Raw genomic sequence first — 26022 nt, 5'->3', positions numbered from 1 at the left:
AAGGGCAATTCTGTTGGATTTTGCGGCTCCTGTTATGACGTGTTTGCTACTCTAGTTGTTGGTTAATCGCGGGTGGAAAATAAAGCTTATTGTGCTTCGGTGAAAGTAATTATTGTGGGTTAGTGTATTAGAAAATTAGCATTATATGCTGTATTGCTAAACTTTGTACTGACAGGTAACGATTCCACTTCAGACTGAAAGATCGGTTGTGAAAGCCCCAGAAGTAAATTCATCGTTGTTGACTGCCAAGAAGAAGTTTCAAGTACAATATAACCGTGTTGATGCATCAACCGCGCCAAGTATCGAGTGACTATCATTATGATTTTTATCTATGTAATGTGAGTCAACAAGATATAGATATGAATGAGAAGTTGAACGCTTATCGTCTAAAATCGAAGACGGGTTATGTACATAATGAGAGAATATTTAGTCATGAAGTGTTGCATAAGAGTAATCAATTAAAATAAGTTGAGACAAGATTAATAAAACATTCATTTTATACTCAATAATTCTCTTTGAAGAATTTATTTCTTTTCCGCATGTGCATCGTTGTATACTGGCAGAGCCATTGAATACGATCGGAATATGACATGCCAGCAATTTCCTCTGAAGGATAAGTTATAAAATAATCAAATAACTCATCTCGGATTTTTTCTGAATCTGAATCATACGATAAACAATCATTAACATCAAAAAAAGTTTTTGATGTATACGTGTTAAGCCTTTTAGGAATGTATAATTCATTGGTGTATTTTCTATCAATTAACGTTAGGCATGGTATTTTTTTTTCGTATAAATTGCATTTCCATTGCAGAAATATCAGTAATAGCAAACTTAACCGCCCCCCAATCATTAATTTTTTTAACATCTCCATTTTTTGCAATTAGTAAGAACTTAAAAACATTGAATTTTTTATTTTTTGGCGTGCAAACAAATACAAAGATCCCATTTTTCCTAAAATTTTTAATGGCTAAATTTAATTGTGATATATAAATCTTATCTCTGTGCCCTAGATTTGGATGAGGCTTAATGTATACATATTTTATTAATTCCCGCTTACAAAAATCAATTATTTTATTTATGTTTACCTCTTGTAATGAGCAGTAATTTTCTTCAGGCACTCCACCTTCCCATGTAGGAGCATAAACTAAAGCATTGCTATTAAAATCATAATGAAACTCATTATTTCCTAAAAACGTGTCTCCTAACGTGATTATACGTCCGCTTTGAACATCATAGGGAGAAAAAATTCCAGATTTAAGGAAACGATCTATCCCAACATTTCCTGATGTTACAACATAATCATAAATTCTTATAATTGGTTTAATTGAAGCTAATTTATGACTTTCACCATGAGTAACAAAAATATGTACCAAACTCCTATTGGCGACTAGTCTACAGTTAGACTGTGCATTGAAAAGATATAATACCACTTTTCCTTTATCGAGTTTATAATCTGCTTGTTTGCGTACAAATCTGAAAGGAATTTTATGTTTAATAAAAACATTCTTAAATGTATCTGCTATCTCTTTATAGTATTTACATATTACTTCAATACATTTATTTGAGTCAAAAACTTGTGTCTGGAAATAACCAATAAGTTGTTCCAAAGCTCCAATTATTTTAGTATCCAAATAAATATAATATAAATTACTTCCAGACACTTGCATCACCTCTTAACGACCATCTTTTCGAATATCAACAATCAACCCTGTATTTCTGGTTCCTAATATTTTAATAGTTGTTAATGCAACATCTTTTGCATTTAGTAAAAGTTCAGCTGGTTCAAGACCAAAATTAGCTGTACGCATTGGTGTTGCAGTTCTTTCCGGATTAATACAATTTACGCGAATATTCTCTGTTGTCCATTCTTCAGCAAGTGCTTGAGTGAAGTTAACTATTGCTGCTTTAGATGATGAATAGAGCGCGTATAATGAGCGTCCACGAGTATATGAACTTGACGTGAAATTAACAAGCATACCTGAACTTTCAGTTAAATATTTTTTAGATGCAATTGCAACATTTACTGCACCTGTATAATTTATTCCTATTAAATTATTAATTTCAGACTGAGATAAAGAATCAATAGGTTTTTTTATTAGCAGCCCAGCGGTATTGATAACATAATCGATTGTGCCACGTTCTTTTTTAACCACAGCCAGAAATTTATTGATAGAATGAATGTCAGTTATATCTACATTATTATAAGAGCGACTTGCAACATCCACATTTGCGCCCAACAAAATTGCTGAATTTTTTATTTCTAAACCAATACCACTTGACCCTCCAAAAATTACCAGATTCTTATTTTTTAAAAATGATAAATCATCTTCAGGATTATAAGAAATTTTATTAGCTTCTTGCAATAATTTTTCAGCAATAAAGAGATCTATAGGATGAGTAATTTTTATATTAGCTTCATTTCCTTTAACTGTAGCGACTCTAATACCCGGTATCATTGATCTAACAACACCACAGTCACAAGTAAATGTGAATCTCTGTTCTTTTATTGCTTTTTGATAAGCTTTTTTTATTGTGCCAAGTTTAAAAGCTTGTGGTGTTTGCCCTCTACGCATGAAAGCTCTATTGGGTATATTGGAAATACATTCATCATCAAAAACTTCGACTAAAGTATCTGATGAAGGGATTACAACATCGACAGCATCAAATTCTTTGAGAGCAAAAATACAGTCATTTATAATATGTTCATTTATCAATGGCCGTACTGCATCATGAATAAGAATATTACATTCATGATTATATCCCTCTAATCCAACAATAGCTGAATAAGTTGAATCAAACCGCTCTTTACCTCCAGCAAAGACTTTAACAACTTTCTTCCATTTATTTTTTTTGATTATATCCCATGTTAAATGCATATGCTCTGGTTGAGATACAATAATTATTTCATCAATATTATTAGATTTTTCGAATGCGTCTATCGTATACTCTATAACAGCTTTACCAGCTAGTTTTGTAAATTGTTTTGGCAGGGTGCCTCCGAAACGAGAACCTGTACCTCCAGATAAAATCACAGCGATATTCTTCATGTTTCAACTCTAAGCTTATAATTAAAGACTATAATAAGTAAAAAACAATAAATTACAGATATTGTTTTGATAAGATTTTTTAATTTATAATTAGTGTAGAACTTTAACGTTTTTAGCAATATTCGCGAGCACAGTTATTCATTCTTACTAATCGATATGCTTACTTTTATTTAAGCTGCGTTATTTTTTGAGGTTGTTCATAAATTTTTTTTTATTTCTTTAACAAACTTATCATTAAGAGTTTCTTCATAACCTAAAATGTAATTCATAGCAAATTTTCTTTTTTCCTCAAGATAATCATTGCCAGCTAATACAGAGCTTAACTTCTCTTCCAGTTCATTAAGTGTAGAAAAAGTATAACAATAATCGCCATAAGCCATATTAGAATTTGAGATATTAATTTCTCTATCTTGAGGAATATATACAAATATTGGCCCATTACCAGCGAGACATTCACTGATGACAGCAGAAATATCGCAAATGAATATGTTATAAGTAGCTAAAATTGTATCAACAGGAATAGTTCGCGGAATTATAGTAACTCTGCTTTCCTCATCAGAGTTATATTGTGATAAATTAACATCAAGGTTTTTTAACTCACTAATTCGTGACCCTGTTATATGGTGAAATTTGGCATCAATATGTAGTTTTAGATTATTTGCAACAGTTTGTATGATACCTCCAGAAATCAACGCAGAGGAATAGTTGCTTTCTTCAAAATGGCCTTCCCAGGTGGGCAAATAAAGTACACGATAGTTTCTTTCTTTCCAATTTGATTGGCATGCTTCTATAATTTTTTTACTGTTTGGCCTCCCAACTTTATTGAATATCATATGCTGGGTATTAAAATCACTGTTGCGAAATCTATCAATATGTGCTTCTCCTGCCGTCCATATCTCATCATATAACCTTAATCCCTTGTGCGCACTAGAGGCCTTATCGCTATCACCATGCCCAATAAAAATATGATTTAAATAACTAAACCGCACAAGATGTATATTGTTACCCGTACTTGAAGGATATAGAACAGTATTAACATATGGCATTTTATTTAAAAGATTTTCAATATCCTGAGCTCCTTTCGCATAGGATACATATGTCCAAGGAAAGTTCATCTTTACCCACTCAAATAAATTCAAATTACGCACTAATATTAAAAATTTAACATTACTGCGCATCAATACTGCAATCCAGGGTTTTAAATGTGCCACACCGGCATCGAAACTTTCTCCTGAATGTAAAATAACCCTGATGTCATCTAAGATATTAAAATGATCAAGACTATTTATTTTTGGCTTGGTTACGACTTTCTCTTTTTTACTTTCCACTTTTTTTTGTACCGGCATGTTTTTTTTCGCAACTGGTTTAGATGGTTCTGTATTACTTCGATTTATTTTCGCATCTCTAAAAAAAAAGTCTCGGTTTCGTGATTAACTTTGTTAGTTTACTCATTTTATCTCCTTGATTTTAAGATAAATATAATTTCACACACACATTTATATAATTCATGGCACGAGAGATAATTTATAAAAAATCAATTGCATTATTTATTAAACGCACAGATTTATGATAAATGTATCTAATGACTATATTTTTTGTTCTACAACATACTCCTCGATCCCCTCCTGAACATCCTCATGAAAACTAACCGCATTATCATCCTTAAACACAATCGCCACATCACAAAACTCTTTCAATGAATTCAAACTATGTGAAACCATTAAAAAGCTAGATTCTTTATGCCTTTCTTTAAACAATTGAGCGCATTTTTCTTTAAACCTGGCATCACCGACCGCCGTTACTTCATCGACGATATAATAATCAAACTTAAATGCCATGCTTAAACCAAAGCCCAGGCGAGATCGCATACCTGAGGAGTAAGTTTTAATCGGCATATCAAAGTACCTACCGAGTTCGGCAAATTCTTCAACAAACTCAATTTTCTCTTTCAGTTCTTCTTGCTTCGCGTATAACCGCGCAACAAATTTTACGTTTTCGCGTCCGGTTAAACTTCCCTGAAATCCACCTGCGAGGCCGACTGGCCATGATATTGTTTTATTGGTGATGATCTTTCCACTGTCGGGGCGGTCAATGCCGCCAATCATTCTCAGTAACGTTGATTTACCCGCTCCGTTGCGACCAATAAAGGCGACACTTTTTCCTGAAGGGATTTCAATATTTAAATCCTTAAAGACATAGTGTCGCCCCGTTGGCGTGCGATAGGACTTCGTCAAATTTTCAATCTTAATCATGATGTCAGCATTGCCTCTTCACGCGTTCGGTATAACGCCAGACCGATGAACAGGGTGACCAGAGTAAACATTGCCAGGTAGTTCAGACTCACGCCTTCGCTGATATAGCCAGGCATAACTGCCTCGCGGCTTAACTCCACGACATGTACTAATGGGTTCCAGAGTAGATACGACCAGTATTGCTTTGGAATCGAGTGTAAAGGGAACATGATGCAGGAGATGAAATACAGCGGCTTAAGTAGTATCGGCAGGACCTTTTGCATTTCAGGGAAGGTTTTGCCAACGACCATGAATATTAAGCCGACGCCACATGAAAGAATGATCAGCAGACTCCAGGTAAGCACAAGTTGTAAAAAGTTTGTTATTTCGAAATATTCGCCTGCCATCCAGACGATAAGCATGAGCAATATATAAACAGCAACGTAAATCAGTGTCTCAAGCAGTGCGCGTGCAATGATCGTATCGATGGGTTTTACTGGTCGATAATTAAACAACCCCTGGTTCGCTTCAATAGCACCTACAGAACGTTTGCTGATACTGCTAAAGATAAAAAAGGGAATCAGGCCATTAAGTAAAAACACCGGGAATGAGATGTCTGGCATCGTGCGGTGCATAATGTAACCAAAAATGCCCAACAGTATCAGCAAATGCGCAGAGGGTTCGAGAATCGCCCACAGATATCCCAGACGAAACTTACCAAAGCGTGTTCGTATTTCTCGTAGAAATAATGCCTCTACGGTGACTTTCTGGACTTCAAATCCACTTCTTGCCATTTGGTGATGTGATCCTATTCTCTTCAGGTATGCTACCGCCCCTGGCTTAACAGCTACCAATACACTGGAGGTAATACTTGTTTGTAACTGGATAAAATTCAGTCAGACGGTTTGACCTTTTTAATAGCCGCAAACAATTTCAGCAGAAATTATTTCCGCAGGGATAAATAGATCTATTTCCGTCTCGTTTCTTCTAATCCATTCTTCAGGCATGAATGTATTCGGTCTTCTGGTAATTTCAGAAAACTGGCCGTTTCAGAATGTTGAGTTAATTTCTCAGGAAATTATTTCTACCTCTTTTTGCTTAACCAATATGGCTTGAAAAAGACGTAAAGCAGCATGCGTTCTGGATTACTCCGGAACACACTTATTCAAAATGGGCTGCTAATTTCGCAAGAAATTATTTTTTACTATTACTGTTAACTACTTGATTATAATGCCACCTATGAATTTTATGCGTAACAACACCTGCAATCTGCCTCAAACCAGAACGCATGCGATTGATTACCAATAAATTGTTCACTGAGAAACTATTTCTCTATTTAAAATTCACTCGTGTACTTCTTATTTATATCTACAGCCCCCTCTTTACAGCCATATTTGTGATTTATATCACATTTAAATGGTGTTATTTAAGTCGCATCAATAATCCCGAAGGTAATTATTTTCGTTGATTAAAATATACATCTTGATTATTTTGTGTATTTATTTTAACCAGTGTTACAACCAACATCATCCCTCAGTAGATATACCTGAGCAGACATTTCTTAAAATCGACGAATAGTTTCCCTGGAAATTATTATACTTATTTGAAATTCCATTTCTGATTATCTCCAGGAATTTTACTAATTTCCAGGCTACACAAAATACAGATCACACAAGAATTATCCTATATGTTTTGGCCTATCAATTGTTACTCAATGATTTATTGCAACTATTAATAATCATACTGTGTCAAAACACTTAAGCAACTTTACAGTCTGAAAAAGGTGTCGATTCACAGGGACTACATGGTGAAAAACGAATTCCTACAGTATTGTCGATCATTCCGTGGTGGTCTGGAGGGATATAATTCTTGCTACATCGGAACTCAGCCCGGTGAGTGGGTTTGACAGTTCCGCACTCACCATTGGGCTAAGGGTTATCAGGTGGGGTTAAGGAAATGGCAATACCTACCCCCGCCCAAACTCCAGTCGCTGCACATTCACCATCCCCGGCTTCTCACCTGCGCTGACATCAATTTGTGTCACCCGCAGTGCATATTTTTCGTCCAGCGCGTTTAACCAGTTCAGCAGATCATTAAACACCACAGGTTCTATCCAGACCTGAATATTCTCCCCGCGCTCAGCTATCCGCTTGATGACCACTGAGTGCGCGGAAGCACTGTCACTGATGACCCTCGATACCTGTGCAGGCGTTGTCGTGGCGGATTTTCGCGCCGCAATAATATCCGGCGCGGCGCTCTTCATCCGGGAGTTCATCGCCACCAGCTGCTGCAACATCGTCTCCTGTTGCTCAATCCGTTCGCTCAAAGGCTGCCAGATGAGGACGTAATATCCTGCGCTAAACAGAAACACCGCCGCTGCCAGTAACATGCCCTTTTCACGCGGCGAACGCCCCGCCAGGTGTTGTGTCAGCCAGTGTTCGCCACGGCTTAACTGGCGTTCACGCCATTGCTGAAAATAGTGAATAAATTTATCGCGTAACATGTTATTTCCTCCGCAACGTTACGCCGCCGGAAACCGCATCACCCTCTTTCTGTAACGCGTCCTGTTGCACAACATAATCTGCCGCCAGTGCACTACGCAGTTTGTCGAAACTGGCAAAGTTCGCAGCCCGCAGCTGGAGGTGAAGAGTCTGCCGTTTTTGATCAAAGGTGAAACCACGCATCTCAATGTCGGTAAGTGACGCCGTTTTCAGGGTACTGGCGATCGCTGACAATTCTGCGAGCAGCCGGGTATCGTCGGCCTGCGGGCGATATTTTTTCAGCGCCATCGTCACCTGAGAGCGTAAATTCACAATCCGCTTCTGCTCCGGGAACAACGTTAAGAACTGTTTCTCGGCCTGGGCGCGGCTTTGCGCCACCTGTTCGCTGACGCTCCATAACGTCACGCCCCGTTCCACTGCCAGCGTAACCAGAATCAGCAATATCGGCAGAACCATCACCCGCCAGCGCGCCCACTGTTTTCGGTAGCTGACGCGAGGCTGCCATGGCCCTGTTAGCAGGTTCCCTTCCGGTTCGCCATAAGTGGTAATGGCGGGCAGGGCCGTAACGGTCAGGCGTTCGGCGTCTGCGCCAGACCATGCAGATAGCTCTTCCGGTGCAATACCGACCACGGTTAGCGAAAGCGGTAAATCCTGCTCATTGAGCTGGGCGCGGAACATGACCGGAGCCAGCGCCAGCCCGGCGCTCCATCCCCGGCATTCATCGATGCGGCAGATAACCCGTTGCGCATCGCCAACCATAAATCCACAAGGAATAGACATCCAGTCTGGCGCGACGGTAGCGCGGGTGATGCCGTTTTCCTGCAACCACTGCGCAATGTTGCGCATATGCTGTTGGTGAATCACTGCCACGGTTGCCAGTTGCTGGTCGATTTTCAACGGGGCGAAATGCAGTTCATCGATATCCTGGTTCAGCTCTTCTTCCAGTAAGGCGGGCAGAATAGTCGGTATCTGCTTGCGGGCGACATCAGGCAGTTCAACCTGCCAGACGCTGATCCATTCGCCGGGAATGTAGAGTCGAATCGCATCGGTTTGCAGCCATTGCTGAAGCTGTTCGTTGTCGACGTCAGGCCAGATACCGCACTCCACGTCGGGTGTACGGCGCTGCCAGCGGATGGGGTCGGTGGCGCAAAGCGGGAAAAAAATCTCAAGCATGGAACTCACTCACTTTCTCCTGTCTGATGCCAGAGAACCGAAAAGTGTTGTGGCCCCATGCGGACAATTAACGAATTCATCGTCAGTTCAATCTCATTCACGGTGATATCTGAACGCAGCCAGAAGTAATTGCTGTCCACGCTCAGGACGGTTTTTAGCTGTTTTTTAGTACGCTCATCGACGTCAGCAAGTAGCGGCTGTGCAAGAAACTGATCGACATCTTCCCAGCCCTTCGCCGGACGTTGTTGTAATAACGCCCGCGCCTGAACAGGACTTAACCACGGGTCAAACAGCGCCTCAAGAATCACACTTTGCGTGACGTCTAAGGTATTGATGTTGATTTGCTGGCGGGTCATCGGCAGCGCACAGACCAGCGGTTTCAGTTTTTGATAAAGCCCGGCGTCCATTCCCTGTACCACGCGCATCTCACTGATATCCGCCAGCGGTTGATTCGCGGCGTAGAATGGCACCGAACGGGCAAGATATTCGCTGTCTTCACGCCCCAGACGCGTCTGCACGCTGCGGTCCTCGTCAATAAACTCCCACAGGCTTTCGGCTATCAGTTCGGCCCGATAAGCAGGCACATCCAGGCGCGAGATCAGGGCAATCAGTTGTTGCACTGCGAGCGGACGCGACGCCGTTGTCGGCTGAGCAAGGGCATTCAGGTTAAAGCAGGCTTGTGCGTCACGCAGAGTGACAGCGATTTGCCCCTGCGGCAGTGGGAAAAAACGAGGACCAGAAGCCCACGGCTGTGCCAGATGCACGCGTTGTTCATTTTTCAGGCTCAGACTGAGCGCGCTCAGCGCCAGGCTTTCCGCACTGGCGCTGTACCACAGCGCCTGCTGATACTCCTGCTGGCTGCGCGTTCGCCCAAGTTGTTGCTGCATCCGCCCGGAAAGTGTGATGGTTACCAGCATCATAACTGCCAGCAATACCAGCACCACGACCAGTGCCATTCCGCGTTTTGGTGGTGAGATGATCATGATAATTGCGGCCCGCGTAACAACCAGATGCGTTCAATCTCGCCCCATTGCGGCGAATGCAGGGTCATACGCACCGCCACGGGGATCGCCTGAAGTGATGACCAGGTTTCCTGCCAGCGCGTGCCGTCGTAGAACTGCAAACGGAGCGAATCCGCCGGGATTAATTTTTGCGTTGTTGGCTTCACGCTGCCTGCTGCATCGGTCAGCGGCCAGGATAACCGTTCGATATAACCATCATGAATGCGGTAACCGACGGTGAGCAGATTACTGCGCGGCAGGCGCATCAACGGATTAACCACGCCGCCGCGCACAAAGCGCATCCCTTCACTCTCAGACGCCAGCACGCCAGCGCCAGCCAGTAACGCTGGTTCACGCTGGCCCTGCTCGCCTCTTACCGGACGCGGCATCATTTGTGTCAGATCGTGGGTCAGAAAACTCATCGTTTGCTGCATGAGGTTTAGTTTTTGATCGTGTCCGGCGACGGCGCTATTCACGCGCGTGACGCCGTTTGTCACCTGCTGCGCCATCAGTGCCAGCGAGGCAAAAATGGCAATTGCCACCAGCATTTCCAGTAACGTGAAACCAGCGCGAGTCCTTCTCACTGTTGGCCTCCCACGGCGCTAAACCAGGCGCGTCGTGACTGAATCACTGGCGAAAAGTCTTCGTGAAGACTGACTTCAATATCCACTGCCTGGAGCAGCGCGTTACCTGTATTCAGCGGTGTGGTTCGCCAGTACCAGCGGCTTCCTGCCATATCACTCTCACCCTGGTGCCTGACCGCTCGTTGTTCACGGGTCATCAGGTAAAGCAATGCGGTCTGGTTTTCAGCTACCCAGCCTGCTACCGTTTTTTCCTCAAGAACGTGCTGATTACTCAGCGCACCGCTGGCAATCTGTAACACCGCCGTGGCAGCCAGCGCAAAAATCGCCAGCGCGAGCATCACTTCCAGCAAGGTAAATCCGCGCTTCATGGCATCCTCTCATCACATTGATTGAGGGATAACGCGCCATCGTGCGCCAGTTTTACCGCCCAACATGCGTTTTGCGCCGCCGAGTAGAAGCGCAGCGTAAACGGCGTGGCGGGTTCAAAAGGCGAAAAACGGATCTGCGGAGTCTTCTTTTTCGCCTCTTTTTGCAGCTCCAGTTCAATATCGTGCAGCGTCAGGCGACGGCGTTGCAGCTCCAGCGCATACTCCTTCTGCCAGATATCACTTCCGGGTTGTAACAGCATTTGCACCTGTTTCGGCACCGTCACCTGTGCCGATAACCGGGTCGCAGAAACGGGCAACCACTGCCCCTGCCGACGCTGCATAAACTGGTATCCCGGCGGGTCGATTAGCACACCGAGGGTTTGCCCTTCAATCACTGCCCTGTCCTTAAACTGCGCAAAGCGAGTCAGAAAATCCTGCGCCGCTTTTTTCGCGGGCGATTCAGAATCGGTCGCAAACGTCTGTACCACGCCTGCACTGGCAAGGCCGATAAGGAAAATCACCAGCATGATTTCCAGAAGAGTGAATCCGCGTTCAGGCACTGATTACTGAAACTCCTGCAAATTCCAGTTACCGATATCTGCACCAGCACCTTCCCCGTTTTCCTGACCATCCGCCCCCAGGGTATAAACATCAAACAGTCCTTTTTCACCCGGGCTGAGATACTGATAATCATTACCCCACGGATCTTTTGGCAGCCGTTTGATGTATCCACCGGTACGGTAGTTGCGGGCGTCCGCCATATTGGCTGGTTGCTGGATCAGCGCCTCAAGCCCCTGCTCGGTAGTCGGATAACGCCCGTTATCCAGTCGGTACATATCCAGCGCATTCTCCAGCGCCACGATATCGCTGATGGCTTTTTGCCTGTCCGCTTTCTCTTTGTTGCCCAGCAGGTTAGGCACCACCAGACTTGCCAGAACGCCAAGAATAACAATCACCACCATCACTTCCAGCAGGGTAAAACCTGCCCGTGGTTTTTGTGTGCGGGATAACGAATTCATGTGATAACTCCGTAAATTACATTCCAACCATATTGTTCAGTTGCAGCATCGGTTCGAGGATGGCGATGACGATAAACAGCACCACACCCGCCATCATCACCACCAGAGCAGGCTCAAACAGCCCCAACGCCAGCCCCACCTGGGTATCAAATTCCCGTTCCTGGTTGACCGCGGCCTGTTCAAGCATGGTTTCCAGCTCGCCGCTCTGTTCGCCGGAGGCGATCATGTACAGCATCATCGGTGGGAACAGGCGCAACTCCGCCAGCGCGGCACGCAGGCTGCTTCCTTCGCGGATGCGATCTGCCGCCAGCAGCAGTTGTTGCTCGACATAGCGATTTGCCGACACAGCGGCAGCGGTCTGAATGCCTTCCAGTAGCGGAACACTGCTAGCGGTGAGGATGCTTAATGTGCGGGAAAACCGCGCCGTATTCAGCCCGCGCGCAACACGCCCCGTCACGGGCAGGCGCAGCAGGGTTTTATCCCGGCGCAGGCGCATAGCAGGATTTTTGAGTAGCCGTTGCCCCAGCACCAGAAGCCCCAGCAATCCCGCCAGCCAGTAAACACCACTGGCCTGTAACGCGTCGCTCATAGCGATGAGCATTCGGGTGGAGGCGGGTAGCGCGTGTCCGAGATGATCGAACTGTTCGATGATTTTCGGCACCACTGCCGTTAGCAAAATAGTGACCACACCCGTTGCCACCACCAGCAGAACCAGCGGATAGAGCATGGCTTGCAACAGGCGTGATTTCAGGCGCTGGCGTTGTTCGGTGTAATCTGCCAGGCGATTGAGCACCACATCGAGATGCCCGGTTTTTTCTCCGGCAGCAACCATCGAGCAAAACAGAGAATCAAAGACGCGGGGATGTTCGCGCAGGCTGTCCGACAGGGTATAACCTTCCTGAATCCGGCTGCGCAGCGCCATTCCGAGGCTTTTCACATGCAGTTTTTCACTTTGCTCACTGACCGCCTGCAAGCAGGTTTCCAGCGGCATTGCTGCCTGCACCAGCGTTGCCAGTTGGCGCGTGAACAGCGCCAGATCTGCCGCCGCCACGCGTCGATGTGCATGTCGCCGACGCTGCAACATTCCCCCTGCCGATGCATTCATCCGGGCTTCAATGTGCACGGGAATGAGGTCTTTACCGCGTAACAATTGACGGGCATGACGCGCGGAATCCGCCTCAATCATGCCTTTGGTTTTGCGACCATTACGCTCCAGCGCCTGATAGTAAAACAGTGCCATTACGCCTCCATGGTTACCCGCAGAACTTCATCGAGAGAGGTTTCTCCGGCGAGCACTTTCTCAATGCCGTTACTGCGGATACCCGCAGAGTGTTGCCGGACATAACGTTCCAGCTCCAGTTCCCCGGCCTGACGGTGGATCAAATCACGCAATGTGGCGTCCACCACAATCAGTTCATGGATGGCAGTACGTCCGCGAAAACCTTTGTGATTACAGGCGGGGCAGCCCTGCGGATGGTACAGGGTGACAGTACGGGCGTCGGTAATCCCGAGCAGGCGTTTTTCTTCGTCAGTGGCAGGCTGGGCCTGGCGGCAGTCGGTGCACAGCGTGCGGACCAGTCGCTGCGCCATCACGCCCGTCAAACTGGAAGAGAGCAGGAAAGGCTCAACGCCCATATCCTGCAAACGCGTGATCGCCCCCACCGCCGTGTTGGTATGCAGGGTTGAAAGTACCAGGTGTCCGGTCAATGACGCCTGAACGGCGATTTCTGCGGTTTCGGTATCGCGGATTTCACCGACCATCACCACATCCGGGTCCTGACGCAAAATCGCGCGCAGCCCACGGGCGAAGGTCATACCGACGCGGGTGTTGACCTGCGTCTGACCGATCCCTTCAATCATGTATTCGATGGGGTCTTCAACCGTGAGAATGTTGCGCGAGTGGTTGTTCAGCTCCTGCAATCCGGCGTACAGCGTGGTGCTTTTGCCGGAACCTGTCGGCCCCGTCACCAGAAAAATGCCGTGCGGTTTGTGCAGTAGCTGGCGCAACTGCACGGTCAGTTGCTGACTCAACCCCAGACGCTCCAGCGTCAGGCGGGCCTGGTTTTTGTCCAGCAGTCGCAGCACCACGCGCTCGCCCCAGGCAGAGGGCATAGTGGAGACACGCACGTCAATCGCCCGACCGCCCAGCAGCAGCGCAATACGTCCATCCTGCGGTACGCGCTTTTCGGCGATATCCAGCCGCGCCATCACCTTGATACGCGATACCAGCAGCGAGGCCAGTTTGCGCCCCGGGCGCAGCATTTCATGTAATGTGCCGTCAACGCGAAAACGGATCACCAGACTCTTTTCAAATGTCTCGATGTGAATATCCGAAGCGCCTTCTTTAATCGCCTCTGCCAGCATGGCGTTGATCAGTTTGATGATCGGCGCATCGTCGTCACTTTCCAGCAGATCTTCCGTTTCTGGCAGTTCTTCAGCGAGGGTAAAGAAGTCTTCGGCGGAACCGAGATCTTCCATCAGCTGGCGGGCCTCGGAAGAGTCCCGCTGCCAGACCGCATTCAGCCGCTGTTCAAATTCGGCCTCGTCGATTTGCCGCAGCGTAAAGGGCGCGTTCAGCCCCCGTTGCAGCTCCTGCAACACAGAGAGCGACAACGGATGAACATGGAGGATCTCCAGCGACGCTTCGCACCATGCCACCAGGCTAAACCGACGGCTGAAACTGTAGGGCAGACGCACGGTGTTAGCGGTGGTTTCCTGTGCTACAGGCACCATTAACGCGTTCTCCCGGCATTAAGGAACGCGCGAACTTCCGGCGGTAGAGCCTGATTTTGCGCAGGCAGTACCGGCTGCGCGGTGTGCGGCATCAGGCTTAAGCCTTGCTCATCGCGATAGATCTGCTCGGCGCGCATATAGTTATATTTGCGCTGCGACACGCCGTCTGCCGCCATACCGTCACGCAGAATGGTCGGGCGGATAAACACCATCAGGTTACGTTTTTCTTTTTTATCCGCCGTGGATTTAAACAGGTTACCAATCAATGGGATATCGCCCAGCAGCGGCACTTTCGCCACGCTTTCTCCCGCCTGGTCGTCCATCAGACCGCCAAGCACAATCAGCTCACCATCGTTAGCCAGCACGGTAGTTTTCAGTTTGCGCTCACCAAACACGACGTCGAGGCTGGTCTGTCCTTCCACCTTCGAGACTTCCTGCTCAATCACCATCTGTACCGCGTTACCTTCGTTAATCTGCGGCGTGACTTTCAGCATGATGCCGACTTTTTTCCTCTCTACCGTATTGAAAGGATTGCTGTTATTGGAACCAACGGTAGAGCCGGTTAATACCGGAACGTCCTGGCCCACCATGAAGAAGGCTTCCTGGTTGTCCAGCGTGGTGATGCTCGGCGTGGAGAGAACGTTCGAGCTGGAGTCGTTTTTAACCGCCTGTACCAGCGCCATCCAGTCGCCTTTCACCACGCCAACCGCGGTACCGCTAAAGCCGGAAAGTAGCTGGGCGAGCGTGGAGAGATCGCCGTTGGTGTCCGGGTTAATGGTGGTAGCGCCGTTTTCGCTGATCACCGTGGAGCCTTTCTGCGGTTTCGCCTGAGAAATCGCCGCCCCCAGCGTGCCGATAGGGATCTGCGTACCGTTAGCAAACTGCATTAATCCAGCATCTTTCGACGCCCACTGCACGCCGAAGTTGATATTGCTGCCTTCGGCAACTTCCACGATCAACGCCTCGACATGCACCTGAGCACGGCGAATATCCAGTTGTTCAATCACGCTTTGCAGCGACTGCATGATGTCCTGCGGCGCGGTAACAATCAGGGCATTACTGTGTTTGCTGGCGGCGATGGAGACAACCTCACGCCCGCTACCGACCGTGCCTTCCGCCTCTTCTTTAGCCGCCGTGAGCGTGCCGCTGACCTGCTTCAGCACATCGACCAGATCTTCGGCTTTGCTGTATTTGAGATAGAAAACCTGGCTGTTGCCGCTGCGCTCCATTTCTGAGTCCAGCCGACGGATCAGGCGGCGCATTTTGTCTCGCGTGGCGGGGTCACCGCTGACAATCACACTGTTGGTGCGTTCGTCGGCGACAATCTGTGATTTCAGCGTTGCAGGCTGGTTCTCGCCGCTATTTTTGGTCAGGCTTTCCAGCACGCGGGCAATTTCCGAAGCCGAGGCGTTATCCAGCGGGATCACCTCTTCGGTGCGGTTTCCCGCGTGATCCACACGCTGGATCACTTCCGTAAGGCGCTCCACGACTGAGGCGCGTCCGGTGAGCATAATTACGTTGGAGGGATCGTAATTAACAACGTTGCCTGAGCCCGCGCTGTCGATCATCTGGCGCAAAATCGGCGCCAGTTCGCGTACCGACACATTGCGTACCGGCACCACTTTGGTGACCATTTCATCGCCCGCGTAGTTGTCGTTGCCTTCACCGACCAGCGGCAGCGGCTCGACTTTCGCGGCGCTGGATTTCACCACCTTCAGCACGTCGTTTTCCATCGGTACGACGGCATACCCCTGTGCTTCCAGCAGGTTAAGGAATAGCTGGTAATACTGACGTTCATTGAGCGGGGTCATGGTGCGAATACTCACTTTCCCCTGTACGCCCGGCCCCATAATGATGGTCTTATTAAGGTTAGCGCCGACGGTTTCGATGAACGATTTCAGGTCGGTATCTTTAAAATTAGCGGTGAAAGTGGCTTCTTCCGCCCAGACCGGTGAACTGCATAATGCCGCTGCCAGCACCAGCGGCAGTAAACGCTTTTTTGTTTTGAGGCCAGTTGTCTTCTTACGCCAGACCGACAACGTAATATCACGCCAAAACACGATGAATGATTCTCCTGGATTAAATGCGGTTAGCGCAGCGCGATGGAAATGTCGTAGCGCGCACCCTTGCGTAAAACCGTAAGTTGAATGGAATCCATTGAAGGTAACTGCCGCATCAGAGCAATCATTGCTCGTGGATCAGTGAAATCCTGCTGATTTAGCGCAATGGCGATATCGCCTTCCTTGAAACCGCTGGCATCGAACAGAGAACGATCTGCCCCCGGTTTCACTGCATAACCGACAATCCCCTCCTTACGCACAGGCGTAAGCTGGATATAGTTAAAAATTTTCTGTGGATCTTTCGCCAGCGCCTGACGCACGGCAGCCGGGATCTCAACGGGCGCACTGACAGCAGGCTCAGCAACAACTTGCTTTGCTTCGTCACTGGCGGCTTTTTTGTTGGTCACGGCTACGGTGGAACGTTCCTCTTCTGCCAGGCTCAGGCGCTCTATTTTTCCCTGATAGCGCAGCATCACATGGTCGCGGTTGATTTCCTCAATCACCGCGTTGTGAGAACCAAGCCGTTCGCCCTGCAAATAGACCTGCTGTTTGCCGCCTTCTTCAATAACCGCGCCGGGTCTGGCGCCAAAGGCGATCCCGCGCAGTACCACGTTAAGACGCGTTTCTGCCACTGGCGCAGGTTCGGGTTGTTTTACGGGCGCGGCAACGGGCTGATATTTGCCAAACCAGTTTTGCTGGCTGATTAATTGCACGTCGTTTTTATCGAACGTTTTTGCATCCGCACGGGTCGGTTTATTCACCGATGGGGAAACCGATGCATATTCCGCAGAAAAGGAGATATAGCGCCAGAATGAGTACGCCATTTTTGCAGAAATAATAAGCAGCATCAGCCAGAACATCCCGCGTATAATTTTTCGCAGATGCTCTTTGTCTGTATTAAGAGATTGTCTCTGATTAAGAGTGTGACGAATTTTAGTCAGCCACTGAATGAGATAAATTCGTGCGTCACGAAAAACAACCCGCGCCAATTTATATACCCGACGTTATGCTTTGACTATTCCACAGGTGGTACGATCCAGTTTCCGCTGATACTGGTTACCTGTGCGTGTATCATTAATCGTTATGCTGTAATTAATTCCCTCGGTGATCATTAATTTCACCGTCGGATCAGCGCACATTTGTCGTTGATAGCTGGTTAAAAAGGCGTCAGGCGTCTGCGTGGTTTGTGTACCCGCTTCGCTGATAATGGTCATTTTTACCGTCGTGCCACTACTTTGCGCCAGCACTAAGGTATATCCCGCAGATTTAATTGGCAGGTTTTGACTGATATTTTGCGCCTGTTTTTTCGCCAGTAAACTGGCGTTTTCATTATGGCTGGCGCAGCCACTTAATAATCCTGTAACGCTCAACAATAGCGATATTAATACCCTCCCTGGCATCTTTTTTATCGACATGGTAAATAATCTCTAAGGTTATTAATAAGAGTAAAAATGTCACTTCGATAATGACGTTGTTATCATTAAAGCAATGCCTGTAGATAAAGTGTTGCTATACCGCCCAGACTTAAACACGGTCCAAAAGGCAGCGTCGTTGATCCTTTCTTTGTAATAACGGCATATATCAGGCCGCAGCATGAGGCGATTAAAGCAACATTGGGCAGCGACAACGCCCCCACCCAGCCACCTAAAGCGGCGAAGAGTAATACATCGCCCATGCCTAATGCTTCTTTACGCAGAACTATTCCGGCTATCCAGCGCAGGGAGTAAAAAGTGACAAACCCCACCAGTACGCCGGTAACTGCGTCTTGTAGCGTGAGCGGACTCTGCTGCGCCCATGCCGCAATCAGCCCGGTCCACAATACGCCCTGAGTAAAAACATCGGGCAGCCATTGGTTGTCGAGGTCGATGATGCTCGCGGCAATCAGCCAGGCGGATAATATCATCACCGCCAGCCCCCATCCACTTTCCGGCCACACCAGACTCGCCAGCAAAAAAGCGAGTGCCGTCAATAACTCCACCAGCGGATAACGCTTGCTGATTTTCGCCTGACAGTCGCGGCAGCGCCCTCTGAGCATCAGCCAGGAGAGCAGCGGAATGTTGTCACGTATCCGGATGGTCTGCTGACAATGTGGGCAGTGCGAACGCGGAAGCGCAAGGCTTATTTTTGACTGCGCACTCGGCATTTCACCATGGAACTCCGCCATTTGTTGGCGCAGCATGATGGGGTAACGCCAAATCACCACATTCAAAAAACTGCCGATGATCAATCCTCCGACGGTTGCCAGGACGGGCATCGCCGCGGGGTATTGCTGAAAAACATCAAAAAGCATGGTTAAAGGTTATTTGTTGTAACTTGCCGGATGCGGGCCTGCAGGTGTATGCCATATGGCTTTCCTCCAGGCCCGATAAGCTGGCGCATCGGGCAAATGTGTTAACCCGATGCGCCTTATTTCATGCCGGATGGGGCGTGAACGCCTTATCCGGGTTATTCAGCAGGCATCGAATACTCTGTAACCTTATTAATGGTTTCCGGCCCTTGCTTCGGTTTCGGCAGATCGAGTGACGCCAGCGTGTTGTAAGCCGACTGGCTCACACCGCCCTCGAAGCTCATCTCGCTTGCCCCCGGCAGCTGGTAAGCATTCGCGCCCGGATTCCATTTCTTAAAGAACTCCGAAAGATCCGTCTGGGCGACCCAGGAGGCGCACAGCATCAGCGTGTCGGCAGCGTTACCATTGGATTCAGCACAGTAATTCTTGCCACCAAAGGTCTTGTCACCAACATCATCGCCGCGCGCTTTACGATGCATCAACTGGAAGAGGTTCCAGCCTTTCATCCCCTCACGCTCGCTGTAGAACTCTGGCAGCTTGCTATCTGGATACCATTTCTTGATATCAAAGTTTTTCTCTGCCCATTCCTTCAGCTGCGCGTACATCAGCAGACGGTCACCCGCACCGCCGCGCGCCCATGCCTGACCGTTGCTCTCGTCCAGATATTCCGGCGCGACGGTAATATCTTCAGCGACACGGTTCATCTTGCCGAGATAGCGATCCTGCATGTACAGCGCCAGCACGTTGTTCGCCACTTCAGTTGCGCCCGGTACAGTCAGTGGTGTTTCTGCGGCGTTATGCCCTACTTCATGCCAGATCAGCCAGTCGTTCAGCGGCGTCGTCGGCAGCGTGGTGCTGTTCGTCGAGAAGCTGCTGTTCATTACCGGATAACCAGAGTGCGCATCACCGATGGAGATCTGCACATCGTTGGTGAAACGGTGTTTGTGACCCGGCAAGTTTTCAAAGGTAAACATCCGGTGGTCGCCGTTTTCGCCATCGCGTCCGTAGAAGTCATTCATCGAGCTGGCAAAGGTATCCAGATCCTCAGCGAATTGTTTCAGGCCGCCCGTGTAATTGCTGGCATTCAGGTTCTTCTTCGGAGTGGTATAGACGAACGACGCAGACTCCAGTTCGCCCAGCGGCGCAGGGGAGTTCAGATCGTTTTTCCATTCGCCGTCTTTATAGAACGGCGCTTTTACCACACCGGTAAAGGTGAAATTGGCTGACTCATTCTTTGAGCTGTTGCCCTTGATATAAATCAGACCACCGTAAGGCACCTTGAAGGTCACCGTGCCTTGAGCATCCAGATCATAGGTTTTCGTCACTTTTGGCGGACGGTTCAGAGCAACTTCATGCTTCTCACGTCCGGTCAGGTCGTCGGCCAGCGCCACGGTGACAGTCACAGGAACGTCCGCATTGGACTTAATGGTGACCTCTTTCTGAGCCGGAGCCCACAGGCCAGTAGACTGCATGTTACCCGCAAACCATTTGGTCGGATTCGAGTACAGGCTGATGCTTTCAGTAACCTCCTGCCCCTCTTCCGATACCGCCCCCGGATACTTCTCGACATCAACTTTGATGTTCAGATCCCACCAGGAACGGCCCAGCATCAGGCGCGTCAGCGGTTTTTCCATATAGTTGAGCGGATAGCTCGGGTTCATCATGCCCGCTTTGCTGCCTTCACCGTAGATCATCTTGTTATCGATCAGCGATTGTTTCAGCTCTGCGGAGCACAGCGTACCTTTGGTGTAAGCATCGTTGGCGTAGCAGTTCAGGAACTCGGTGAACGTTTTAAAGCCCAGCTCGTCATCCTTGCTGCTGTCATAGCTATATTCAATTTCATTCCACAGCCAGACCGACATGTTCTGGTACAGACGTTCCAGATCGACGCTGCTCAGACGCTCACCTTTGCGACCATTGGTCCGGAAGTAGAGCTCATGCTGATACAGGCGCTGAATGTTGGTGCCTAAATCCGCAGCCTGCACCATCGCTTTCGCAGTGTCGGCGCTGAGATTCAGTTGCGTATAGCGCGGAACAAACATGCCAGTATTATTCTCTGGCGTTACAGGAACTCCCGTGCCCGGGCGGTATTCCAGACAGTTGACCTCATAGTGATATGCCGGGTCCTTACATTCCTTTAATCCAGGAAACGCCTCAAAGATTTTTGCCTTTGCCGCCTCCAGAGACTCTTTTGTTTTAAACTCCGCCTCATCGATAAAGGCATAGCGTTTGACCTGTTTGCCATCGACATCTTCCTGCCAGCTGGCAACTTCCAGTTTCGGTTTCTTATCAGGTTTGTTATCAATCTGATATTTCCAGGTAACTTTTCCTGTTTGGGAATCAATGGTGTACGGCAGTTCACCTTCCACAACCGGATAACGTTCATAAACCCAAATGCCAGTCGCTCGACGCTGGCGCACGCGGTCTGGATAACCCTGCGGATCGGTATTCACCACCGATTTGTTAAGCGCCATCGACAGACCTGCGGCATCAAGCAGACGTACAAAGCCTGATGCGCTCTCTTCCTTAAGATTGCTCATCACATTTTCCATGATCAGCACCGATCCGCCTTTGTTCAGATAGGCGATCAGATCCGTCACATCCTGCTGGGTCAGCTTCGGTTTGCTGGTATCTGCACGCAGAGGCACTGCATAGGGATCGCCAGACCACTGAGTCACATACTCAAAGCCATTGAGGATCAGCAGAGGAACTTCATCTGGATTCAGATTGCCATAACTGGTCAACGGTTTAACCGTGATACCTGCGAAATCCTTATGGAAAGCAAACGGAGCACTATTTCCTAATACCTGACCCGCTTTTTTGAAATAAACCGTATCCAGGTTAGTGCCCACGGTCATACTGCTCTTCGCATCCGGCAGCCAGCGTTCATTTGACAGATAGCGCAGTACGTTCTCCATGAAGTTCTTCATGTCGTCCGGATCGCTGTCGAGCGTACACTGTCCGTCTTTATTAACGCTCCCGTTCCAGCTGTAACCGTTCGGGCAACGTAAAATGCTGTTGTAGTGCGGGTTACCGATAACCATCAGTTTGCCCTCACCGACTTGCCCCAGCGAGATAAATGGCAGGTTGAAGGTCGCGGTATCGCGCGTAACGTTTTCAGGTACCACAAGAGAAGGCGCTTCAGTAATGTACGCCAGCTCGTTTTTATCCCAGGCGCGTTTTTCGCCGAAGGCCAGCCAGTAGTTTTTATCATTACGCGCCATCAGAATCGGGAAGGCCGCGTTGGAGATATTCACCACTGCCTGACCGCGCGCATTACCGGTGCTGCCATAGAAGTTGGTAGAGTCATGGAAGACGTGGAATTTCGTCACAGATTTGTAATCTTTATCCACACCCCACAGCTTGTTGATAACGCCCTGAATCTGACCTTCGTTAACATTGCGTGCTGTCAACGAGAACCAACGCTGAGAGTTGCAGCCCCCAAGGGAGTCACAAATCGCCGTATCAATCTCTTTAGCCTGCCCGGATTCAAACTGCTCAAGAAATTCGTTTGTCCGCTCAAAGGTTTGATCGCCTTCGCTCAACGCCTCGCCATTGGATAACGAGAGATTGATAATCTCGTTGATCACGTTGGGATACTCGGCAAAGACCTTACGCACTACGTCCGGCACTTCACGCTCATCATTTTTTCCGGCCTGGGAGTAACGATGAATAAGCTGATCAATATTCGCGCCGCGAACTTCGTCGCCCAGTTCCGTCAGCGCAATAGTCGACTTATTGCCGCGTACTGAGCCCAGTTCAAAGGTGTCGATACCAAAGGAGATGGTTTCGCCCCAGCTGAAGTTGAATTTGCCGTTTTCTCCAGTTACGCCACGGCCTGAGCTGGTGTAGTAATTTACGCCAACCACACCATTGCCCATGCTATCTACCAGTCGGCCTTCGGAGAGAATGATTTCCGTAGGTTGATACTGATAAAACTGTTCCGCGTTAGCCGACACGAAGGAAGCGTTCAGATCCGGTTTTGTTCCCGGCGTGGTGACTGGCACAACCGGTGAAGTATGAGTGGATGGCGCTTTATCAGTCGCAGCATTGTTTTCCACCTCTTCATTGACCAGCTTTTTGAACTCTTCCGGTGCCAGATCGATTTGCTTATACAGCGAGTCGAAGCGTTTACTCTCGATCACCGAGGAGAACGTCAGGCAAACCTGTTCTGTATCCGCCGGACAACTATTCATGGAGGTTACCAGCGAGAGCGCATTGCTTTTCTTGTCATCGGACCCCGCCAGTTCTTGCGCATCCTCAAGGCTAAACGACACTTTTTCAACCGCACGCAAGCTACGCGCAGCTTCTGACTGAGTGTTGAAGGTGGCAATTGTCGTGTTACCTGCCACGCAAGTAACGTTCTCGCCAGGTGTAAAAGTAAAGCCGTCGCTGGATTCACCATTACAGGTAGCACCGATTACCCGCTGGCTTCCGCCCAGGGTCAGATAACCGGTTTTCGTAGGAACAGGTTCTGGCTCCGGTTCTGGTGTTGGCTCTGGATCAGGTGTCGGATCCGGCGTAGGTTCCGGGTCCGGCGTCGGCTCCGGGGTTGGCGTTGGATCGGGTTTCACTTCCGGCAAAGACCCAGTTCCAGAATCTACAGGCGGAGTATCGGAGGAAGAACCTGAACCGCCGCCGTCACAACCGGTTAATAAGGTTGCGCTTAAAATAGCCGCTAAAAGCGATTTTTTATATTTAAATTTCTTATTCATTAATAACGCAAGTGACAAAATATAGTTAAAAAATTCGTAACTGGGGAAATAGTTTTATGTTTTAGCTTCTCTAATAACTTCCTCCATTCTTAAAAAAACTGCATTATTGATAACGAAACAGGTGAAATTTATAAGAATATCCCCTATTCGATGTCAGACGGGGTATTTATAAAAAGATTCAACAAACAAAAAAGTAACAATTATTCACAATGTAACTATCCCAAGTTGTTGATAGTTTTAACGATTGCGATTGCAAAAGCAACAGATAGCACGGTGTTTGCTCATCAAGCGAACACAATTAATACAGACTTGTTTTGCGTGACAAAAAAATAGATATTCTCAACCCCTTAATTATTTAGCAAGTTATCTGAACATAAAATATTATTTATGCGTGGATAATAAACCACGAAATAATTTTACAATTATTTAGCCAGGATAATGAAACGAGAATAGAAAGAAGCCGGATGATATTAACGATCATCCGGCATTATTGACTTACGAAACTAACATCCCGGTAAACACATACGCCTGCAGCAGGGTGATAATGCCGATAACGCTGGCAAAAATCAGACTGTGCTTCACGGTGTAGCGGAACAGTTCAGATTCTCGGCCCACCATGCCCGTCGCGGCGCAGGCCACGGCGATAGATTGTGGGGAGATCATCTTGCCAGTTACGCCGCCGCTGGTATTTGCTGCCACCAGCAGAGTGTCAGAGACGTTGATTTGCTGCGCCGTGGTTGATTGCAGTGAACCAAACAGAGCGTTCGAGGAGGTGTCCGAGCCGGTAAGGAATACCCCCAGCCAGCCGAGGAATGGCGAAAAGAACGGGAACATCACACCAGTACCCGCCAGTACCAGCGCCAGCGTGGTGGACATACCGGAATAGTTGGTCACGAAGGCAAATGCCAGCACCATGCCAATCGATAGTATCGGCCACTTCAGGCTAATTAGCGTTTCGGCAAAGACGCCAATACCTTTCTTGATCCCCACGCCGAGGATGAAGATAGAGATAATCGCTGCAATGAAAATAGCGGTGCCGCCAGCAGAGAGCGGGTCGAATTTAAACACCGCGTCCATTGGCGTCGGCTGGGCGACAATGGGGGCCGCTTTCAAGACTTGTTGATGCAAATGAGGGATCTGGAAATTAATCACCAGCGAATAAAACGCGCCGCCCGGAGCAAATAACGCTTTAAACGGTTTCATGGTCCAGATGGTGACCAGTACCGTTAAGATTAAAAACGGTGACCACGCGCGAATGATTTGCCCCAGACTATATTCTGACGGTACCGGGCCGCCAGAAGACGGTTTATTCACCACCATCGCACCTGCGGATTGCCCCATGCTGATTGCCGTTTCGGTATTTTTCGGTCGCCAGACTTTAAGGAATAAAGAGAGTGAGACGATACTCACCAGCGCCGAAGTAATATCCGGCAGTTCCGGGCCAATATAGTTAGAGGTAAAGAACTGAGTGACAGCGAAGCTTCCCCCTGCAACCAGCGCCGCGGGCCACGTCTCTTTCACCCCTTTCCAGCCGTCCATCATTGCTACCAGCCAGAACGGCACCAGTACCGACAGGAACGGCAACTGGCGTCCTGCCATAGCACCAATGTCGAACGGATCGATTCCGGTCACCTGACCGGCGACCAGAATTGGCACGCCCAACGCACCAAACGCCACCGGCGCAGTGTTAGCTATCAGACACAGCCCCGCCGCGTATAACGGTTTGAAGCCCAGCCCCACCAGCAGTGCGCCAGTAATCGCCACCGGCGCACCAAAGCCAGCCGCCCCTTCCAGCAACGCGCCAAAGGAGAAACCAATCAGTAACACCTGCAAACGCTGATCGTCGGTGATGGAGATAACCGAGCTGCGGATAATATCAAACTGACCGCTGGCAACGGTTAATTTATACAGGAATACCGCCGCGACAATAATCCACGCAATAGGCCATAATCCATAAATAAAGCCATAGCCCGCAGCAGCAAATGCCATATCAATCGGCATTTTAAAGGCGAATATCGCAATCAGGATAGATAATATAAGGGTTATTGCTCCGGCGACATGTCCTTTCAGACGTAATACCGCAAGTGCAACGAAGAAGAATATTATTGGGATCAGGGCAACCAGAGCGGATAGCCCCAGTCCTCCCATCGGCATATACATTTGGGTCCAGGTAACCATATTGTTCAGTCTCTTATTATCTTTATATGCTTGATATGATTAAGGTTGTAATAAGCAAAAGAGGACTGAACTGTAAAATATAGGCGTTATACTTTACAGCAACAGTACGCTGCTAACGCAAT

General features: G+C 48.2%; 20 protein-coding genes. All 20 read right to left on the bottom strand.

The annotated features are described in order from the left end of the window. Positions 1-758: 758 nt before the first annotated feature. The 20 genes from AACU94_RS01175 to glcA all read right to left on the bottom strand — a co-directional run bounded on the left by AACU94_RS01175 (position 759) and on the right by glcA (position 25900). Positions 759-1664 (bottom strand): hypothetical protein, encoded by a 906-nt coding sequence (locus AACU94_RS01175; RefSeq protein WP_240726418.1) that lies wholly within the window; start codon positions 1662-1664, stop codon positions 759-761. 12 nt (positions 1665-1676) lie between these two features. Continuing rightward, positions 1677-3050: a bifunctional cytidylyltransferase/SDR family oxidoreductase gene (locus AACU94_RS01170; RefSeq protein ID WP_135488777.1), complete on the bottom strand. Its 1374-nt coding sequence runs from the start codon at positions 3048-3050 to the stop codon at positions 1677-1679. 197 nt (positions 3051-3247) lie between these two features. After that, a complete protein-coding gene (locus AACU94_RS01165; protein WP_240726416.1) occupies positions 3248-4396 on the bottom strand; it encodes a hypothetical protein in 1149 nt (382 codons plus the stop codon). A gap of 240 nt (positions 4397-4636) precedes the next feature. Then, complete coding sequence (locus AACU94_RS01160; RefSeq protein ID WP_135488776.1) at positions 4637-5302, bottom strand: ABC transporter ATP-binding protein; 666 nt, start codon at positions 5300-5302, stop codon at positions 4637-4639. Next, positions 5299-6075 (bottom strand): ABC transporter permease, encoded by a 777-nt coding sequence (locus AACU94_RS01155; protein WP_130207971.1) that lies wholly within the window; start codon positions 6073-6075, stop codon positions 5299-5301. The genes AACU94_RS01160 and AACU94_RS01155 overlap by 4 nt, the downstream gene beginning before the upstream one ends. Before the next feature lie 1172 nt (positions 6076-7247). Then, positions 7248-7784, bottom strand: a complete 537-nt coding sequence (gene yghD, locus AACU94_RS01150) for a GspM family type II secretion system protein YghD (RefSeq protein ID WP_135488775.1) — start codon at positions 7782-7784, stop codon at positions 7248-7250. Position 7785: 1 nt separating this feature from the next. Then, positions 7786-8964, bottom strand: a complete 1179-nt coding sequence (gene gspL, locus AACU94_RS01145; RefSeq protein ID WP_135488774.1) for a type II secretion system protein GspL — start codon at positions 8962-8964, stop codon at positions 7786-7788. After that, a complete protein-coding gene (gene gspK / locus AACU94_RS01140; protein WP_135488773.1) occupies positions 8961-9938 on the bottom strand; it encodes a type II secretion system minor pseudopilin GspK in 978 nt (325 codons plus the stop codon). The genes gspL and gspK overlap by 4 nt, the downstream gene beginning before the upstream one ends. Continuing rightward, positions 9935-10540 (bottom strand): type II secretion system minor pseudopilin GspJ, encoded by a 606-nt coding sequence (gene gspJ / locus AACU94_RS01135; protein WP_135488772.1) that lies wholly within the window; start codon positions 10538-10540, stop codon positions 9935-9937. The genes gspK and gspJ overlap by 4 nt, the downstream gene beginning before the upstream one ends. After that, positions 10537-10908: a type II secretion system minor pseudopilin GspI gene (gspI, locus tag AACU94_RS01130; protein WP_135488771.1), complete on the bottom strand. Its 372-nt coding sequence runs from the start codon at positions 10906-10908 to the stop codon at positions 10537-10539. The genes gspJ and gspI overlap by 4 nt, the downstream gene beginning before the upstream one ends. Continuing rightward, a complete protein-coding gene (gene gspH, locus AACU94_RS01125) occupies positions 10905-11468 on the bottom strand; it encodes a type II secretion system minor pseudopilin GspH (protein WP_001115146.1) in 564 nt (187 codons plus the stop codon). The genes gspI and gspH overlap by 4 nt, the downstream gene beginning before the upstream one ends. 3 nt (positions 11469-11471) lie before the next feature. Then, on the bottom strand, positions 11472-11927 hold the full coding sequence (gspG, locus tag AACU94_RS01120; RefSeq protein ID WP_001087289.1) for a type II secretion system major pseudopilin GspG: 456 nt from the start codon (positions 11925-11927) through the stop codon (positions 11472-11474). 16 nt (positions 11928-11943) lie between these two features. Next, positions 11944-13167, bottom strand: coding sequence for a type II secretion system inner membrane protein GspF (gene gspF, locus AACU94_RS01115; RefSeq protein WP_135488770.1), 1224 nt, complete (start codon positions 13165-13167; stop codon positions 11944-11946). Continuing rightward, positions 13167-14660 (bottom strand): type II secretion system ATPase GspE, encoded by a 1494-nt coding sequence (gene gspE / locus AACU94_RS01110; RefSeq protein WP_135488769.1) that lies wholly within the window; start codon positions 14658-14660, stop codon positions 13167-13169. The genes gspF and gspE overlap by 1 nt, the downstream gene beginning before the upstream one ends. Next, positions 14660-16720, bottom strand: a complete 2061-nt coding sequence (gene gspD / locus AACU94_RS01105; protein ID WP_130218097.1) for a type II secretion system secretin GspD — start codon at positions 16718-16720, stop codon at positions 14660-14662. Before gspD ends, gspE begins: the two co-directional genes overlap by 1 nt. Before the next feature lie 29 nt (positions 16721-16749). Next, the gene (gspC, locus tag AACU94_RS01100; protein WP_135488768.1) at positions 16750-17709 is read right to left on the bottom strand and encodes a type II secretion system protein GspC; all 960 of its coding nucleotides are present in this window, start codon (positions 17707-17709) and stop codon (positions 16750-16752) included. Positions 17710-17724: 15 nt separating this feature from the next. Next, positions 17725-18135 (bottom strand): type II secretion system pilot lipoprotein GspS-beta, encoded by a 411-nt coding sequence (gene gspS2 / locus AACU94_RS01095; RefSeq protein WP_001504708.1) that lies wholly within the window; start codon positions 18133-18135, stop codon positions 17725-17727. Positions 18136-18200: 65 nt separating this feature from the next. Beyond that, positions 18201-19010, bottom strand: a complete 810-nt coding sequence (gene pppA, locus AACU94_RS01090; RefSeq protein WP_135488767.1) for a prepilin peptidase PppA — start codon at positions 19008-19010, stop codon at positions 18201-18203. Between the two features lie 155 nt (positions 19011-19165). Continuing rightward, a complete protein-coding gene (gene sslE, locus AACU94_RS01085; RefSeq protein ID WP_135488766.1) occupies positions 19166-23722 on the bottom strand; it encodes a lipoprotein metalloprotease SslE in 4557 nt (1518 codons plus the stop codon). Positions 23723-24217: 495 nt separating this feature from the next. Then, positions 24218-25900 (bottom strand): glycolate permease GlcA, encoded by a 1683-nt coding sequence (gene glcA / locus AACU94_RS01080; RefSeq protein ID WP_000259282.1) that lies wholly within the window; start codon positions 25898-25900, stop codon positions 24218-24220. Between the last annotated feature and the right edge of the window lie 122 nt (positions 25901-26022).

The organism is Escherichia sp. E4702, from assembly GCF_963883545.1.
GTDB lineage: Bacteria > Pseudomonadota > Gammaproteobacteria > Enterobacterales > Enterobacteriaceae > Escherichia.
Note: the sequence above shows the minus strand (reverse complement) of the source record. Positions and strands in the feature narration are given on the sequence as shown.